At 42.4% G+C, this 17,740-nt stretch carries 18 protein-coding genes; 9 read left to right on the plus strand and 9 right to left on the minus strand.

Annotated features, from left to right (window positions below):
- Positions 1-34: 34 nt before the first annotated feature.
- The 3 genes from GPM24_RS19360 (at position 35) to GPM24_RS19370 (ending at position 3,930) form a co-directional block, all read left to right on the plus strand.
- Complete coding sequence (locus GPM24_RS19360; protein WP_158828850.1) at positions 35-604, plus strand: RNA polymerase sigma factor; 570 nt, start codon at positions 35-37, stop codon at positions 602-604.
- Complete coding sequence (locus GPM24_RS19365) at positions 594-2,087, plus strand: carboxypeptidase-like regulatory domain-containing protein (protein ID WP_158828852.1); 1,494 nt, start codon at positions 594-596, stop codon at positions 2,085-2,087. The genes GPM24_RS19360 and GPM24_RS19365 overlap by 11 nt, the downstream gene beginning before the upstream one ends.
- Positions 2,088-2,160: 73 nt before the next feature.
- Entirely contained in the window at positions 2,161-3,930 is a 1,770-nt protein-coding gene (locus GPM24_RS19370; RefSeq protein ID WP_158828854.1) for a DUF885 domain-containing protein, read from the plus strand.
- A 62-nt stretch (positions 3,931-3,992) separates the two neighbouring features.
- Here the strand turns inward: GPM24_RS19370 and GPM24_RS19375 are convergent, their stop codons facing one another.
- The 9 genes from GPM24_RS19375 to crtD form a co-directional block, all read right to left on the minus strand.
- Positions 3,993-4,751 (minus strand): DUF4197 domain-containing protein, encoded by a 759-nt coding sequence (locus GPM24_RS19375; RefSeq protein WP_158828856.1) that lies wholly within the window; start codon positions 4,749-4,751, stop codon positions 3,993-3,995.
- A 34-nt stretch (positions 4,752-4,785) separates the two neighbouring features.
- Entirely contained in the window at positions 4,786-5,796 is a 1,011-nt protein-coding gene (locus tag GPM24_RS19380; RefSeq protein WP_158828859.1) for an inorganic phosphate transporter, read from the minus strand.
- 20 nt (positions 5,797-5,816) lie between these two features.
- The gene (locus tag GPM24_RS19385; protein WP_158828861.1) at positions 5,817-6,467 is read right to left on the minus strand and encodes a DUF47 domain-containing protein; all 651 of its coding nucleotides are present in this window, start codon (positions 6,465-6,467) and stop codon (positions 5,817-5,819) included.
- A gap of 49 nt (positions 6,468-6,516) precedes the next feature.
- Positions 6,517-7,578, minus strand: a complete 1,062-nt coding sequence (locus GPM24_RS19390; RefSeq protein WP_158828863.1) for a sensor histidine kinase — start codon at positions 7,576-7,578, stop codon at positions 6,517-6,519.
- 9 nt (positions 7,579-7,587) lie between these two features.
- Positions 7,588-8,289 (minus strand): methyltransferase domain-containing protein, encoded by a 702-nt coding sequence (locus GPM24_RS19395; RefSeq protein ID WP_158828865.1) that lies wholly within the window; start codon positions 8,287-8,289, stop codon positions 7,588-7,590.
- Positions 8,290-8,375: 86 nt separating this feature from the next.
- Positions 8,376-9,530, minus strand: a complete 1,155-nt coding sequence (locus GPM24_RS19400; protein WP_158828868.1) for an NAD(P)/FAD-dependent oxidoreductase — start codon at positions 9,528-9,530, stop codon at positions 8,376-8,378.
- 4 nt (positions 9,531-9,534) lie between these two features.
- Positions 9,535-10,641, minus strand: coding sequence for a type III polyketide synthase (locus GPM24_RS19405; RefSeq protein WP_158828870.1), 1,107 nt, complete (start codon positions 10,639-10,641; stop codon positions 9,535-9,537).
- 13 nt (positions 10,642-10,654) lie between these two features.
- Positions 10,655-11,191, minus strand: coding sequence for a YceI family protein (locus GPM24_RS19410; protein WP_158828872.1), 537 nt, complete (start codon positions 11,189-11,191; stop codon positions 10,655-10,657).
- A 212-nt stretch (positions 11,192-11,403) separates the two neighbouring features.
- On the minus strand, positions 11,404-12,888 hold the full coding sequence (gene crtD, locus GPM24_RS19415) for a 1-hydroxycarotenoid 3,4-desaturase CrtD (RefSeq protein WP_158828874.1): 1,485 nt from the start codon (positions 12,886-12,888) through the stop codon (positions 11,404-11,406).
- 109 nt (positions 12,889-12,997) lie between these two features.
- On the opposite strand from crtD, the gene GPM24_RS19420 reads away from it, so the two are divergent.
- The 6 genes from GPM24_RS19420 (at position 12,998) to GPM24_RS19445 (ending at position 17,738) form a co-directional block, all read left to right on the plus strand.
- On the plus strand, positions 12,998-13,813 hold the full coding sequence (locus tag GPM24_RS19420; protein ID WP_158828876.1) for an alpha/beta fold hydrolase: 816 nt from the start codon (positions 12,998-13,000) through the stop codon (positions 13,811-13,813).
- Positions 13,810-14,433 (plus strand): lysophospholipid acyltransferase family protein, encoded by a 624-nt coding sequence (locus tag GPM24_RS19425; protein ID WP_158828878.1) that lies wholly within the window; start codon positions 13,810-13,812, stop codon positions 14,431-14,433. The genes GPM24_RS19420 and GPM24_RS19425 overlap by 4 nt, the downstream gene beginning before the upstream one ends.
- Before the next feature lie 67 nt (positions 14,434-14,500).
- Positions 14,501-15,121, plus strand: coding sequence for a 1-acyl-sn-glycerol-3-phosphate acyltransferase (locus GPM24_RS19430; protein WP_158828880.1), 621 nt, complete (start codon positions 14,501-14,503; stop codon positions 15,119-15,121).
- A 3-nt stretch (positions 15,122-15,124) separates the two neighbouring features.
- Positions 15,125-16,213: a glycosyltransferase family 2 protein gene (locus GPM24_RS19435; RefSeq protein WP_158828882.1), complete on the plus strand. Its 1,089-nt coding sequence runs from the start codon at positions 15,125-15,127 to the stop codon at positions 16,211-16,213.
- Positions 16,214-16,215: 2 nt separating this feature from the next.
- Entirely contained in the window at positions 16,216-16,842 is a 627-nt protein-coding gene (locus GPM24_RS19440) for a carotenoid biosynthesis protein (RefSeq protein WP_158828884.1), read from the plus strand.
- Between the two features lie 44 nt (positions 16,843-16,886).
- The gene (locus tag GPM24_RS19445) at positions 16,887-17,738 is read left to right on the plus strand and encodes a 4-hydroxy-3-methylbut-2-enyl diphosphate reductase (protein WP_158828886.1); all 852 of its coding nucleotides are present in this window, start codon (positions 16,887-16,889) and stop codon (positions 17,736-17,738) included.
- Positions 17,739-17,740 lie beyond the last annotated feature (2 nt).

Raw genomic sequence — 17,740 nt, forward strand, 5'->3', positions numbered from 1 at the left:
TAAGCCATGAAAAAAAATTAATTTACACCTGTTCATGAAGCTGTTCAGCCTACGCAAAACCAAGCCCCAGGCAGGTGATGAAGACCTGTTGCAGCGCTATCGCCAAACCGGCGACCTGGCGCTGCTGGGCGAGCTTTATGAACAGTACATGCCGTTGGTATATGGCGTATGCCTAAAATATTTGCAGGATGAGGAGCAAAGCAAAGATGCCGTAATGCAGATATTTGAGGAACTGATTGTGAAAGTTACCCGGCATGAGGTAAAGCAATTTAAAAGCTGGTTGTACGTGCTGGCCCGTAACTTTTGCTTGATGCAACTGCGTGCCGGTAAAAAAATGGAAACGTTAAGCATAGATGAGGTTATGGAATTTCCGTTTGTTTTGCATCCTGATGAAAGTAATGAGGCACAGTTGAAGCAACTGGAATGCTGTATGCGCAAGCTAACCGCCCCGCAGCAGCAAAGTATTGATTTGTTTTACCTGCGCGAAAAGTGTTATAAAGAAGTGGCCGAAATTACCGGCTATAGTTTAAACGAGGTAAAAAGCTACATCCAAAACGGAAAGCGAAATTTGAAAATTTGTTTGGAGGCCAACCGTGAGCGCTAAGAAAACCGACATATCGCAAATTGAAAAGTACCTGGCCGGCGAGCTGGATACCCGCGCTATGCACGAGTTGGAACGACAGGCACTTAATGATCCGTTTTTAATGGATGCGCTGGAAGGATATGAGCGCGCCAGTAAGAACCAGCAGGCCAACCTTACTGATCTGAGTAATCGTTTGCAGCAACGTGTACATACAAAGAGGCGAATGGTGCTTTGGCCTGCCATAGCTGCGTCTGTATTATTGTTTGCAGGGCTAGGAACATGGTGGTTGTTGCGCTCACCAAGGATACAACCGAGGCCACCTCAGTCATCAATTGTGCAGTCAAAATCTGTAACCCCGAAACCAGCCGTTTCGGATTCGGCAATTAAGCAAAATGCACCTCAAATAGCTCAAACAAAGCATAAATTTAAAAAAGCACATCGAACACTTAAAACTTCGGTTGTTAATGAACAGGTATTGGCCGCTGTGTTGCCGCCGGCCGACAAATCAGCCGCTTATGAACGCCAAAAATTTACAGATACACTGACTACTCCAAATGAGTTAAAAGAGGTAGTAGTGATAGGCTATGGCGCACAAAAAAAGGTATCTATAACTGGCGCTGTAGCTAGTATTAAGGCAGATAGCCTGACCAGCACCTTATCTGGCAGAGTTGCTGGTGTTAACGTCGTTACTAAAAATGGCCGCCCAGGTACGTCATCCCGTATTCAGATAAGGGGTATAAACACTCAATCTGGTGTGGAACCATTATATATCGTTGATGGCAAATTAGCGGATAAAATATCTGATTTAAAACAGAATGATGTGGCTTCGATAAATGTATTGAAAGATACATCCGCGACAGCTATTTATGGCTCGCGGGCAGCAAATGGGGTAATCATCATCACCACTAAAAAAAGTAAGTTAGATAATTTAAGCGAAGTAGAAAGTAAGCAAACACAACTGATTGCTGGCCGGATTTTATCCAAATCGGGTAATGAGCCTTTGCCTGGTGTTGCCGTAAAGTTAGCTGGTAAAAATACAGGCGTTACAACTGATGCTAACGGACGTTTTAAAATACAGGCTCAGAAAGGAGATGTGCTGGATATAGCTTATGTTGGTTATCAAAATGAAAAAGTTAAGGTCAAGGGGCACGATTCATTGCAGATTAAGCTAAATGAGAGGCAGAGTGCATTATCGGAAGTAGTAGTGGTAGGTTATGGTACACCACGTGAGGTAATAGAGGAAGCACACCCCACCAACGGTTGGCAAGAGTTTAATAAATACTTGAAAGAAAACGCCAATTTAGCCGATGGTAAAACCGGCGTAGTAAAACTTACTTTTGTGGTAAATGCTGATAACTCGCTAAGTGATTTTAAGATTGTGAGAAGCCTAAATGCACAGGCCGATCAGGAAGCAATTGAGCTGATTAAAGACGGCCCCTCCTGGCAGCATAATGTGAACGGCCAGCCAGAAAAGGTAACGGTGCGTATTCGCTTCCGAAAATAACATACATTTTACAAGGTATTACCACAATATCATTCGTCTTATTTTATACATTTAACTTTCACCAGTTAACATCATGAAAAAAATTGGAATGCTGCTTGGCGCAGCTGCGTTGATAGTTGCCTGTAAGCAACCTGCTCAGCAACAGGGCAACAAAAACTTTGACAAGGTATTGAGTAATTACTACGAAGAACGTATAAAGCTTTTTCCGCTGGAAGCCACTTATGCCGGCGATAACCGTTATAATGATTTGTTACCTAATGATGGGTCGCAACAATTTATCAACCAAACTAAGTCATTCTATGCCAAGTACTTGGATGAACTGCATCAGTTTAAGCGCGAAGATTTAAGCGAGCAGGATCAATTGTCCTACGACATATTAAATTATCAGGTAGGTGTACAGCTTGGAGGTTACAAGTATCATCTTGAATATCTACCTTTCAACCAGATGAACGCTTTGCCGCTTGTTATAGGGCAATTAGGCTCGGGCACCGGTGCGCAACCTTTTAAAACCGTTAAGGATTATGATAACTGGTTAAAGCGCCTGTCGGCCTTTTCGGTATGGGCCGATACGGCGATTGCTAATTTCGATAGGGGGATAAAGGCAGGTGTTGTACTTCCGAAAGCATTAGTGGTAAAAATGATTCCACAAATGCAAAGCATGCTGGTAACTGACGGAACCAAGAGCCTGTTTTATGAGCCGATTAAAAACATGCCCAAAGAGTTTTCTGCTGCCGACAAAGAAAGGCTTACACAAGCTTATAAAGAAGCTATATTGAAGGATGTTGTACATACTTATGGTAAACTGGCCGATTACTTAAAATACAAGTACCTGCCGCATGCACGCACAACATCCGGCTTGTCATCATTGCCTAATGGTACAGCCATGTATACTTACTTAGTTAAGCAGCAAACTACAACTAACAAAACGCCCGAAGAGATATACCAAATTGGTTTAAAAGAGGTTGCCCGCATACGTAACCAAATGGATAGCATTAAAAATAAGGTAGGCTTTAAAGGCGACCTGATGGCCTTTTTTGAGTATATGCGGAATGATAAAAAGTTTATGCCTTACAAAACTCCTCAAGAGGTGCTGGCAGCTTTTGAAAATATACATAAACGCATGGAACCTAGCCTGAAAAAAATGTTTAGCCATGTGCCTAAAACACCGTTTGAGATACGTCAAACCGAAGCTTTTCGTGCGGCATCGGCTAGTGCTGAGTATTATCCGGGAAGTGCCGATGGTAGCCGTCCGGGTATATTTTATGTTCCTATTTTAGATGCTACTAAGTTTAACACTACCTCGGGCATGGAGTCGTTGTTTTTACATGAGGCTATACCGGGGCATCATTACCAGGTATCATTAACACAAGAAAATACCGGGCTGCCTGAATTCCGTCGTTTTGGCTTGGATAATGCTTATGTAGAAGGTTGGGCCTTGTACTGCGAATCGTTGGGTAAAGAGTTGGGCTTATACCAGGATCCATACCAGCATATGGGGGCTTTGGGTGATGAAATGCACCGTGCCGTGCGCCTGGTAGTTGATGTAGCCATCCACAGCAAAGGCATGACCCGTGAGCAGGCTATAAAGTATATGATGGATAACGAACCTATAAGCGAACAAGGTGCCACCGCCGAAATTGAACGCTACATGGGCATACCGGCGCAGGCCCTAGGCTATAAAATAGGCGCACTAAAAATTCGTGAACTACGTAACAAAGCCGAAAAAGCTTTAGGTAGTAAATTTAACTTAGCCGAGTACCACGATCAGGTACTGAAAGACGGGTCGTTACCTTTAAGTGTATTTGAAGCAAAAATTAACCGCTGGATAGACAGCAAAAAATAAGAAGTAAACAAAAAGGCCGGTTCATTGAACCGGCCTTTTTGTTTAAGATAATCTTTATAAAATTAACCCTTCACTTTTTGCTGCACATAGCCAAACACTTTTTGCAGCAAAGGTGTAGTACGCGATGAAAGGTTGGTGCGTATGTTCAACTCCTCCTGTGCTATACGGTAAAACAGGCCGTCAATAGCTTTTTGTGTAACGTAAGCGCTCAGATCGGGGTTAAGTTTGGTAAATACCAGCGGTATTTTGTTGTATTGTGTAGCTAGTTGGCCGTAATATTTAGTGGCCCCTGCCTGACTTAAACTGGTATTGATTATTGGCTTAAACTCTGTTGTTAGCTGTGTATTAGTAGTACGTTTGAAGTATTGTGTAGCCGCATCCTTTTCACCGCCCAGCAAAATACTGGTTACATCTTGTATAGTCATTTGTTTAATGGCAGATACAAAAATGGGCTTTGCTTTGCCTGCTGCATTTTCGGCCGCGCGGTTAAGCGATAGAATGGCATCATCACACAATTTATTAAAGCCTAGTTTACGTAACGTGGTTTCGGCTTTTTGTGCTTCGGGCGGTAACAAAATTTTTATTATGGCATTTCCGAAAAAGCCGTTAACCGCCGAAAGCTCTGAACTGCTTTTATTGGTGCCCAGCTCCAGCGCCTGTTTTAAGCCGCTTACCATCTCAAATGTAGTAGGCGTAGCGCTTTGTGTTGGTGTGTATACCTTACCATAACCGCTGTTAGCTGCGGCAGCATTTAACGTATCGCAACTGCTACTAAAAGCCGAAAGGAATAGTAAGGGAGTGAAAGCAAATAGTTTTTTCATACAATAAGTATGACACAAAAATTGGAGGATGGTTTTACTGTAAAAAATGGATAATGCTAAATACAGCCGCTGCTACTATGGCCGAAATAGGAATAGTGATGATCCATGCCCACAGCAGGTTGATAGTAACACCCCAACGTACAGCAGATACCCGTTTGGTTAAGCCCACACCAATAATAGAACCGGTAATGGTATGCGTAGTAGAAACCGGGATACCCAAACGCTCGGTAATAAACAAGGTAACCGCGCCGGCAGATTCGGCAGCTACACCTTCCAGCGGAGTAACTTTAGTAATTTTGCTACCCATAGTTTTCACAATCTTCCATCCACCCGACATTGTACCTAACGCAATGGCGCTGTAACAAGCCAACGGAATCCAATCGGGCATATGGGCTGTTTTGCCAATTACATTTTCGGCAACCAAGGCTACGTAAATAATACCCATCACCTTTTGCGCATCATTACCACCATGCGTAAAGCTTAACGCAGCCGATGAAATCAGCTGTGCGCCTTTAAACCAGCGCTCAGCAGAAGCGGGCCTGGAATTTTTAAAGGCATGCAGAATGATAATAGTGATGACGTAGGCAATAAACAAACCAATAAATGGCGCCAAAAATATATAGGCAGCAATTCTTAATATAGATTGTGTATCAATGGCGCTAAGTGCGTTGGCTCCCATAAACAGCGCATTAGTCATACCAGCACCGGCAAAACCGCCAATGAGTGTATGTGATGAACTGGAAGGAATACCAAACCACCAGGTGATTAAGTTCCAGGTGATGGCTGCAATAAGTCCGGCCAAAATTACGTGCATGGTGATGAATTCTTCATGTACGGTTTTGGCAACGGTATTGGCTACTTTATGATCTTTAATCAGGAAGAAAGCCAAAAAGTTGAAAGCAGCAGCCCATAATACTGCCTGAAACGGCGTTAATACTTTGGTAGATACGATAGTGGCTATAGAGTTAGCCGCATCGTGAAAACCATTAATGAAGTCGAATACAAGTGCCAGCAGAACGACTACAACAAGAAGGGAAGTAACCATGTAGGTAAGTGTTGAAACAATTAAGCGTTTTTAACCAGTATTGATTCCATTACGTTGGCTGCATCTTCACACATATCCGTAGCTGTTTCCAGCGCAGCAAGTATCTCTTTGTATTTAATGAGTTTTAAGGCGTCTTTTTCGTACAAAAACAAATCGGCCACTGCACGGTCAAATACATAATCAGCTTGGTTTTCCACACTGTTAATGCGAATGCACGAGTCGGCAATGGCGCGTATGTTTTTCAAATCTTTCAGCTCTCTCACCGCTTTTTCCAAGTCGTTACTGCCTTGCAAAATCAGGTCGCTCAATTTGCAGATTGGCTCCGTATATTCTTCAATGTTATACAGCAGCATGCGGTTGGCCGAACCTTGAATGTAATCAGCCACGTCATCAATGGCGGTAGCCAGGGCGTGGATATCCTCACGGTCAAACGGCGTGATGAAGTTTTTACCCAATTCCAAATATATCTGATGGGTTACTTCGTCGCCTTTGTTTTCCAGTTTGTCAATTTGCTTGAACAGTTCCTGACGAGCGGTAGCATCTTTAGAGTTTACCGCCTCTACCAATACAGTAGCCATAGCAACTACGTTGCTGGCAGCTTGCTCAAACAGAGGGAAGAAAACCTTTTTATCTTTAGGTACGAAGTACTGAAATATACTGTTTAACGACATTTTAAATTAATTATTTAAGCAAAGGTACGTTTGCAATGTTAAATTAATGTTAACTGTTTAATATAGGTATAAGCGGTATCGCCGGTTGCTTGGCTTTTTGTAAAGTAAATCCAAAAGTTGAACCCAACCCTTCGGTACTGCGTACGTTAATTACCTGCTGATGGGCTTCTACAATATGTTTTACAATAGCCAACCCCAAGCCCGATCCGCCAATTTGCCGCGAACGGCTGGCATCTGTGCGGAAAAAGCGTTCAAATAACCGGGGTAAGTATTTTTCCTCAATACCTATGCCATCATCCGTTACTTCTACCAAAACCTGGTCGTGCAGTTCAAATACACTCACCGAGGTATTGCCACCTTGCTTGCCGTATTTAAAAGAATTGTCGATAAGGTTGATGAGTACCTGGCAAATTTTATCACGGTCGGCGTTAACAGGTATAGGGTCATCGTATTTTTGCTTAAACACAAGTTTGATGTTGTGCTGCTTCGCCTTAATTTCTAACGATTCAAAAACCTCTTTAATTAAGTCATTGATTTTGAATCTGGAAAAATTGATAGGTATTTCACCCGATTCCAATTTAGAAATTTCGTCCAGATCTTTAATCAGATAACTTAGGCGGTCTACATTTTTTGATGCCTTTTGCAAAAATTGTTCGGCCATGTCGGTGTCTTCAAAGTTATCATCCAGAATGGCCTCAATATACCCTTGTATAGCAAACAGCGGCGTTTTAAACTCGTGTGAAATATTTGATAGGAATTCACGGCGAAATTTTTCCTGACTGCGCAGGGCTTCAATCTCCACCTTTTTCTCCTTAGCCCAAGCTTTTACTTCCTGTTCTACATCTTGTATAGGATCTGTACTTACCGATTCGCCCAAGGCATCGCGCAAATCACGACCCAGTTTTAAGTTGTGTATAAGCTTATAAATAAGTTTAATTTTAGAATAGACGTATTTTTCAATCAAATAGTAAAATACAATGTAGCTGGTTACAAAGCTGATAGCAAAAGTAATGCTGCTATCGTACCAACTGTGCCTGAAGTAGAAGTTAACAATGGATAAGGCCAGCGCCACGGCCAGCGCGTTGATAAAAACCAGTACGCTTAGTTTCATGAAACAAAGCTATGATTTATATATGATTACCTCCCAACGGAAAGCCCATTTCCATTTTATTTTATAATTGGTAATACCGGCACGTTTCAGTAACTGCTTTAGTTCTGCTTTGGTGAAGCTGCGTTGTACAGATAGTGGCGCATCATACCGCATCATTTTATTAGGAATGATGATAGTAGTAATAAATATAAGGGCGTAATATAATAGCCAGTGCCGGTGTAAGTCAGTGATGATAATGCCATGTTTGGCGGTTTTATACATCTTTTGAATGAGTTGTATCCATTGCTCGTCCTCAAAATGGTGGGTAAACAGACTGGAAACTACAATATCAAACTGATTTTCCTGCCACTGGTCACTTAAAACATCGGCCTGCAGGTATTTAATGTTGGAGTAATTGCGTGTTTCTTTTTTGGCAAAAGTAATAGCAGCAGGGGCGGCGTCTATGCCTGTTAGTTGCAGAGGGACTTGCCGATTTTGCGCCCAGATAGCAACAGCTTTTAAGGTATCGCCACCACCACAGCCCCAATCGCTGATATGATAACCCGGTTTAACGGGAAACTGTTCCAGTGCTTTGATAAGGGTTTGATGTCCGCCAAACCAGGCGTTCAAATTACCCAGACCTTTCAGTACCGGTTCCAGCTCGCTGGCCGGTAGGGCAAAATCGTCCATTATTTCATCAACACCTGTAATACGTTTGCTTAAGTTTATCATAAAGCCCTCTTTTTAACCCTTTGCAGTATAAAAGGGCCTTTGACTGAACACCAGATTGCTTATGTTGATTGCCAAAATCAAATTTATTATCTGGCAAAGCTAAATGGATTACTTAAACCGAAAGGCTTGCCATGTGTGCGTTCCATTACAGAGCGCGATAAAGCTGGCACTTGGTTTAAGCTGCGGATTGCTAAATCAATCATGGTATTGCTGCCGAACAAGTTCTGCAACTGTCTGCCCAGCCATAAACGCCGGGCAAATTGCTGGTTCCAGGTTTGTTCATAAGCTTGTTCCAAGGCCGCGCGTTGCTGTGCAGGGAAGGGCCTGTTGGGACGGTAGTATCGGTAAATAGTTTCCGACAGTATCTTGGCCGAGTGCATAGCCATCGTCATGCCGTTGCCGCATAAAGGCGCAATCATGCCGGCGGTATCGCCACTCATCAGGATATGGTTTTCTACCGGCTGTTTTTTCTCGAAAGATATTTCGTTGATTACTTCCGGTTTGTCCATCAGTATTTCGGCATGGTCAAATAACTCTTTCTGATATGGATTCTGACAGATTATTTTTTCTTGTAAGGCCTCCAGGCTACCGTACTTACGCAAGTCATCGCGGTGGGCAAGTGAGCACATGCAATACCTGTCACCGTCTACCTTTATCACACCACAATAGCCATCCTTATAATTATTCAGTTGTATTAAATCATCCGGGAAATTAATTTTGGCATGTACCTTAATACCCACATATGGGCTTCGGCGGTAAAAAAACGGCCGCTTTAACTTACGGTCAATGTTGGAACGTTTGCCAAAGGCTCCAATAACCAGCGGCGCAGTTAACGTATCCTGGTTAGTTATTACCTCAAAGCTGTTGTTTGTGAAACGGATATCTTCTACCTGGGTATCCAGTAAAAAAGTTACGCCTTCGGCCTTAGCTTTTTGATACATGTAATGATCAAAAGTGTATCGGCTCAGACCAAAGCCACCTAAATCTAACGGATAAGAAAACTTGGCACCTGATGCTGCCGTTACTTCGAGCCGGTTGATGTGCGAAACCTTGAATGGCGCAACGTCAATACCCAATTGATCAAAAAAGGGAAGAACTTCATTAGATATGTATTCGCCACAAACCCGATGAAAGGGGTAAACCTTTTTTTCGATAAGCGTAACCTGCAAGCCTGCTCGGTTTAGCAGCAGGGCGTTAAACAACCCGGCTAGTCCGCCGCCCACAATAATAACGTCGGCCATGAGGTTACTGCATTTTTAATACCATGCCCTCAACCGTTAAACCCGGACCAAAGGCAAAACTTAACACATGCTGATTGGCCAGCTTACCAGCCTTCATCATTTTTTGCAGTACAAACAAAATAGTGGCCGACGACATGTTGCCATACTGGCGCAATACTTCGTATGCAAAAGCGTTGCTTTCTTCTGGTAATTCCAGCGCCTCTTCTACCGCTTCCAATATCTTGCGGCCACCCGGATGGATGGCGTAAGAGCTGATTTGCTCGATAGCCAAGTTGGCCCGTTGCAGCAAGCGGTCGGTAACGCCACGGATATGTTTTTTGATTTGCTTAGGTACTTTAGCCGTAAGTTTCATTTCAAACCCGGTATTGCCTACATACCAGCCCATCTCGTCGCGGCTTTCGGGCATAAATTCCGAATAAAAAGTTGATAGTTCTAAACCGGGATGCGGGTTTAGTTTGTTAGCGGTATTTTCAATCAGCGCAGCTGCAGATCCATCCGAGAATAGTGAGTTGGCAACCCAATTATCCAGCGTGTTATGCTTTTGAAAGTGGAGCGTGCAAAGTTCTACACTCACCACCAGTACTTTAGCATTAGGGTTAGCCCGGCAAATATAGTCGGCAGTTTTAAGGCCGTTAATAGCGCCGTAGCAGCCCATAAAGTTAATGCAAATACGTTCGGTGGTACGTGGCAGGCCCAGTTGTTCTACTAGGTCAATGTCTAACCCTGGTGCATACATGCCCGTGCAACTTACAGTAACTAAGTGAGTAATCTGATCGATTACACCAGTTTCAAAGTTGCCAAAGCAATTATGTGCGGCTTGCAAAGCTATTTGTATGGCATTTTCCTGATATACCTTCATCCGCTTTTCGGTAGTTACAAAAGGCTCCAAATCCACGGTAGGTTCGAAAAAGGTGTAGTCGGCACGATCCGATCCGAAATCGCTAACAACTGAATACCGGCTGTCGATGCCGGAGTTATCGTAAATACTTTTCAGACGGGCAGCATGGTCAGGGTTTAATCCGAATGCATCTACCATAAACTGGTAAGCGTCTTGTTGGGTTACCTTGTTTTGTGGATTGGCAATTCCGATGGCACTAATACAACTGCCCATATGCGATTAATTTTTATGTCTTATTGGTCTCTACACTTAACAGTATAGTGGCTTCGTCGGCCAGCACCATGCTGTTGCCGCCAACGCCGTAATCGCGCCGGTTTATTTTAAAGCTGCCTTTAAACAAGCCAATGCTACCACTTTCTGTATAGGTAAAAGGTACTTCAACCGCTTTTGTTTTGCCCTTTATGGTTATATTAAAAATTCCAACAAAGTTGTTACCACCCTTATGTTTAAAGCTGGTCGATTTCATGGTAATGCGCGGATATTTGGCCACATCAAAGTAGTCTTCGGCCTTTAAATGATTGTCGCGCATGGCGTTATCCGAGTCTATGGTGGTTACATCAATACTGGCATCAATGCTGCTGCTATCCAGCTTGGCTTTGTCAAACCGGATGTTGGCCTGTAAGCCGCCAAACTTGCCATCGGTTTTTATACCCATGTTTTTGATTTCATAAGTAACCGATGATTTGTTGACCGTTTGCTTGATTTGCGCAAAAGCGTTAAAGCCAATTATGAATGCTATAAATAGAAAGAATCCTTTTTTCATGAAGCTCAAAATATCTTATCAAACGTAACAAAAATAATGGCCTCACCCAAACGCTCCTTATAAGGAAGGATGTTTGAATATGCTTAAAAATAAAATGTCATTTCGAGTGATAACGAGAAATCTTTCGACAACGATAGGCTAATATTATTTGCTTCAAAAGATCTCTCACTATCTTTCGAGATGACAATGGTTTAAGCCCTTTCTTTTGTAGATTATTTAAGAGGAGCCTCTACCCAATCGCCCACAATCTTGGCCGACAGCAAAGCCAGCGGAATACCGCCGCCCGGATGCACACTGCCACCACAGAAGTAAAGGTTTTTGATTTTAGACGAGCGGTTAGCGTGCCTTAAAAACGCCGCAAACTGGTTGTTGGAGCTGTTGCCGTATAATGAACCTTGATAGGATGAGGTGCGGCTTTCAATACTGCGCGGGTCGAGTATGCTTTCGCTGGCTATCAGGGCACTGATGTCTTCTTGTAAAATGCCCGAAAGTTTAGTAATGATATTGTTTCGGGCTTCCGCTATCAGCGAATCCCAATTTTGATTGGTATTGGCCGGTACATTAATCATCACAAACCAGTTTTCGTGCCCAGTCGGTGCATCGTCGGGCTTGTATTTGGAACTGATGTTTAGGTAAACCGTCGGGTCGTGATAAATAGATTTTTGTTTCCAGATTGCATTAAATTCCGCCTCATAATCGGCACTGAAAAATATGTTATGCAAATCCAGGTTGGCGAACTGTTTACGGATGCCCCAGTAGAATATAAGGGCCGAACTGCTGCGCTCCTGACCTAAAATCTTTTCAGGAAACAAGTTAGGATGCTGATGCAATAATTTGCGATAGGTAAACCAAACATCCATGTTTGATATTATAATATGGCCCTGTATAAATCCTTCGGTAGTTTGTACGCCGGTAGCTTTATAGTTTTCTAATACAATTTCAGTAACAGGTGTTTGGTAATGGAAAATTACACCTAATGACTCTGCCAGTTTTACCAGGCTATTAGTGATTTGATACATGCCGCCATCCGGAAAGTAAGCGCCGAAGTGTTGTTCCAGATGTGGAATGACATTTAACGTAGCCGGTGCCTGGTAAGGGTTTGACCCATTATAAGTGGCGTACCTGTTATAAAACTGCACCAATCGCTTATCTTTAAAAAAGCTATGATTAGCCTGGTTCATACTCCTGAATGCATCTATCTGGAATAATCTGAGCACCGATTTTACCGTTTTTAAATTTAGAAACGTGCTAAGTCGGTGCAATGATTTTTCCAGAAAAACATGGTTGGTGATGTTGTAAATGCGTTGGCTATTACGTGCATATTTTTTGGTGGCGGCTGGCGGCTCTCCTGTTTTTTGCATTACCTCTCCGGCAAACTTTTTAGGGTCGGCATAGGCGGTTAGTTGGCTACCATCAGGGTAAAAGTATTGGCAAACCACATCCAGCTTTTGGTAGGTAAAATAATCGGATGGGTTTTTACCGGCCAGTTTAAACAGCTCATCCACATATTGCGGCATGGTAAACAAGCTGGGGCCCGCATCAAAGCGATACCCCTGTTGCTCAAATTCTGACAATTTGCCCCCCGCATAGGCATTGGCTTCAAAAATCTCAACGGCATATCCTTTTACCGCCAAACGAATGGCGGTAGCAATACCGGCAATACCGGCCCCTATAATTGACGCTTTTTGCTGAGGCATTGGGCAAAGATATAAATATGCTGAGTTGCTGCTGTGCTATCAAACACCTAGCAGCTTCAACTGTTTTCTGCATCCAAAATAACATCAAATTAACTATAATTGCCCCTTTATGGCATTTTTACAGCTACCCAATTTAGGCAAAGTACATTATTACGAGTACGGCACAGGCACGAGGCCCATGCTGGCTTTTCATGGTTATGGAATGACGGGGCGGCAATTTGAGGTGCTGCAAAAGTCTATCCTGACAGAATATCGCGTTTATAGTTTCGATCATTTTTTTCATGGCCAAAGCGCAATTAATTGGCAAGAACCGGAAATATTAAACGGTATGCCCAAGCCTTTAATCAAAGCTTATCTGGAAGAATGGTTTAAGATCCATGGGCGACAACGCATCAGCCTGATGGGCTACTCTATAGGTGCAAACATAGCACTGGTATTGGTCGAGGAATTTGCCGGCTTAATAGATGAGATTTACTTAATGGCACCCGATGGCCTGTCGGTTTATAAAGGGTTTCATTTTATTATGCACCAACCTTTGGGTAAATACCTGTTTAAGCGGGTAACCAAAAGCAACTGGCTGGCACCGGGTGTATTAAAAATGTTGAAAAGAGTGCGGTTTATTGATGAAAGCCTTTACAAAATTGCTTATCATGAAATGGATACATCTCAAAAGCGGCTGGATGTGTATTATACCCTTAACCTCATCAAACAGTTACAACCCAATGTGGTTAAGATAACAAGCCTTATTAACGAGCATCATATTAAATGCCATTTGATATTTGGGCAATATGATATGTTGTTTCCAAGATCGGGCGCTGCTAATTTTATCAGCCGGTTAGATAAACCTTTGGTACATGAAGTGCCGATGGGACACTGGATGGTTACACCGCAACTGGATGAGTATTTAGTAAACTGTAAGCCATGATACCACACCGACGGAAGGGACTGGTGCACAAATTGTTTATGCCTTATGTAGGTTATCGCCTGCGTAAAGATTTTAATAAATTTGAGTACAATAAAATAGATATACTACCCGACCATTCCATTTTGCTGTTATGCAATCACTTTAGCTGGTGGGATGGCTTTTGGGCCGGTCAGCTTACTCATATTTACCTGGACCGCAAGTTTTACATCATGATGCAGGAAGATCATCTGCAACAGCGCATGTTTTTCAATCTGGTAGGGGGCTTTTCTATCAACAGGCAATCAAAAGAGGTAGTACAATCGCTGCAATATGCGGCCGATTTGCTTAGTGATCCCGAAAACCTGGTTACTGTTTTTCCGCAAGGTGCGCTGGTGTCTAATCATGCTACTGAAATTGATATTGAACGCGGTATTGCTTACATCGTTAAGAAGATAAAAGGCAAATGCCAGATCATCTACTACTCGGCACTGATAGATTACTTTGAAAGTTTAAAACCATCAGTGTACTTGCATTTAACCCATTGTGGCACCAATTACGATTTTGATTACGATAAGTTAAAGCAACATATCAATGCACACCATAAGCAAGCATTGATAGACCAGGTGAATGTTGATCACTAATATTGTCTATTCTTCTCTTAAAAGGAGGACGTTTTAAAAAATACATTATCTATCTTGCCTCCGCATCATGATCCGGCCTAAAGAAAATAAGTTTATTCATTGGTTTTTTCATCATTACATCCGCTTAATCATTAGCCGGAATTTTTATACGTTTCAGTTTAATAATATTCAGATTAATCCCAATAAATCAGTACTGCTGTTAGCCAATCATTTTGGTTGGTGGGATGGCTTTTTGCTGTACTGGCTTAATTATAAGCTATTAAAGAAGAAGTTTCACATCATGATTTTAGAAGATACCGTGCGGGACGTATTTTTCTTAAAATACATGGGAGCTTTTTCCATTACCAAAAGTTCAAGAGGAATGATCGAGTCGCTGGACTATGCGGCCGAACTGCTGAAAGATCCGAAAAACCTGGTACTTATTTTCCCACAAGGTAAGCTGTACTCCAATTTTTCGGACGAGGTGGTGTTTGAAAATGGCTTGGTAAAGGTTATTAAGCAGGCTGCCGGAAAGTTTGAGTATGTATTTGCGGCAACATTTATTGAATATTTTCAGCACAAAAAGCCCGGTATAAACGTTTATGTGCAAAGCAGCAATGCCGATAGTACGTCTGTTGATGATATCCAGCAATTATATCAGCAACACTATCAGCAGGCTAAACAGCGTCAAACTCAAATTATTGTATAAAAGGTGATTATTGCCATTTCTATTGTTTTCCTGTTTCTGATTTTACGTTTCGCTGTTACCGTATTTAACTTTGTATCCGATCCGAAACTTCGAAAAATTAAAAGAGGCCACCAAGAACTGGTGTCTATCTTAATCCCCGCCCGTAATGAAGAGGCTAATATCATCCGGCTTTTGCAGTCTATCGAGCAGCAAGATTATAAAAACTACGAGGTAATTGTGCTGGATGATGATTCGTCTGACCAAACCTATAACCTGTGCACCGCTTTTGCAACCGGCAAGCAGCGTTTTAACGTTATCAAAGGGCAGCCATTGAAAGAAGGCTGGCTGGGTAAAAACTTTGCCTGCCATCAGCTGGCATTACAAGCAAAAGGGCAGTACTACTTGTTTTTAGATGCTGATGAAAAAATATATCCCGGCCTAATCAACAGTTCGGTACACCGCATGCAAGTGCGCAAGCTGGCGTTGCTCAGTTTATTTACCAACCAGGTAATGGACACTTTGGGTGAAAGGCTGGTGGTGCCACTGATGCATTATGTGTTGCTTAACCTATTGCCCATCCGGTTAATTTATATGGCTAAAAATCCGGCTTTTGCAGCCGCAAGCGGTCAGTTTATGTTGTTTAACGCTGGTGATTACCGCACGCACCGGTGGCACCAAATGGCTAAAGACAAGGTAGTAGAGGATATTGAAATCACTAAAATGGTAAAATCAACCAATTTTAAATGCGAAAGCCTGCTGGCCAATGGTTTTATTACCTGCCGTATGTATACAGGTTATAGCGATGCCATCAATGGATTTAGCAAAAACTTTTTAGCCGCATTTAATTACAGTATTCCAGGTTTTATTTTATACCTGCTAGTGATTATAGGTGGCCCGTTACTGGTTATATCTACCCTTAACATACAGCTTATTATAATGATGTGCAGCTTGATTGTATTGAGCCGCATCATGATTTCGTTTTTATCGGGCCAGAAAGTATGGTATAACGTTTTGCTGCACCCCTTGCAAATGCTAAGCTTAGTGGTAGTAGGAGTTTTTGCCATTAAAAGCCACTTAACCAAAAATACGTTGTGGAAAGGCCGTCCGGTATAAGTATGAGCAAAGTTAAAGTTTCTATCATCATCATTATTTTGTTTCATGCGGTGGGATTGATGGGTTTTCTGGTACCGGCATTTAGGCCATTGTTTTTGCAACTGGTGCCCTTTCATTTGCTGTTAATGCTGATAGTAGTTATGGCTAATCATTACCGGATGAGCGAGCGGTTTTTGTTATTTGTGCTATTTGTATTTGTTACCGGTATTGTGGCCGAATGGATAGGCGTACACAAGCACTGGATTTTTGGTGATTATGCATACGGGAAAACACTTGGTACAAAAGTATTTGATATCCCATTAATGATAGGCGTAAACTGGTTTGTACTGGTTTATGCAACAGGTGTATCATTGCAGCGCAGCCGAATGATTAATAAAACCGCGCGAGTTTTGATTGGCGCAGGTATGCTGGTGGTGTTAGATTTGTTAATAGAACCGGTAGCTATCCGTTTTGATTATTGGCATTGGGCTAATAATGTCATTCCGCTTAAAAATTACCTATCCTGGTTTGGGTTAAGTGCTGTGTTTTTAGTTGTATTTGAGCAATTTAAATTTAAAACACAAAACATGGTAGCACCCATATTGCTGTTGGTGCAGTTTGTGTTTTTCGCTTTGTTGCAGTGGACGTAAGGCTTGCTGTATATCTCAGGTTTTTACCGTAAATTTGTATTACTATGGGAGCATATCAGTTACAGGTTCAGATTGACGCAGATTCGGGTTTTTGCTTTGGTGTGGTGTATGCCATTGATATGGCCGAAGAGATACTGGAGCAAGATGGTTACCTGTACTGTCTGGGCGATATTGTACATAATGATGAAGAGGTGGAACGCTTAAAAGCCAAAGGGTTGCGTATTATCGATCATTCGCAATTGGCAGGCTTGCACAATGAAAAAGTACTGATCCGTGCCCACGGCGAAGCGCCTGAAACTTACCGGATGGCTCTTGAAAATAACATTATGCTGATTGACGCCTCATGTCCGGTGGTACTGAAACTGCAAAACCGCATCAAAACTTCACATGATGATAACGAGAAGATTGTAATCTTTGGTAAACATGGCCATGCCGAGGTAATTGGTTTGCAAGGCCAAACGAATGGAGAAGCTTTGGTATTTCAGGACATTGCCGAATTGGATAATGTTGAGTTACCTCAAAAGTTTACCCTTTATAGCCAAACTACCAAAAGCACGGACAAATTTTACGGTATTAAAAGCGAACTGCTGAACCGTGGCTACGAAGTAAAGGCCAATGATACTATTTGCCGCCAGGTGTCTAACCGCGATAAAGATTTACCTGAGTTTGCCGCACGGTTTGATAAAATTGTGTTTGTGTCGGGCAAAAAATCATCAAATGGCAAGGTGCTGTTCGAGGTTTGCCGTAAGCATAATCCTAATACCTATTTTGTATCAGCAGTAGATGAGCTGAGTCCTGATATGTTTGCGCCGGGCGATAAGGTAGGTATCAGCGGCGCTACATCAACCCCAATGTGGTTAATGGAGCAGGTAAAAGCTGAACTGGAAAGATACTAATT

It is taken from the genome of Mucilaginibacter lacusdianchii, assembly GCF_009770985.1.
Classification (GTDB): domain Bacteria; phylum Bacteroidota; class Bacteroidia; order Sphingobacteriales; family Sphingobacteriaceae; genus Mucilaginibacter; species Mucilaginibacter lacusdianchii.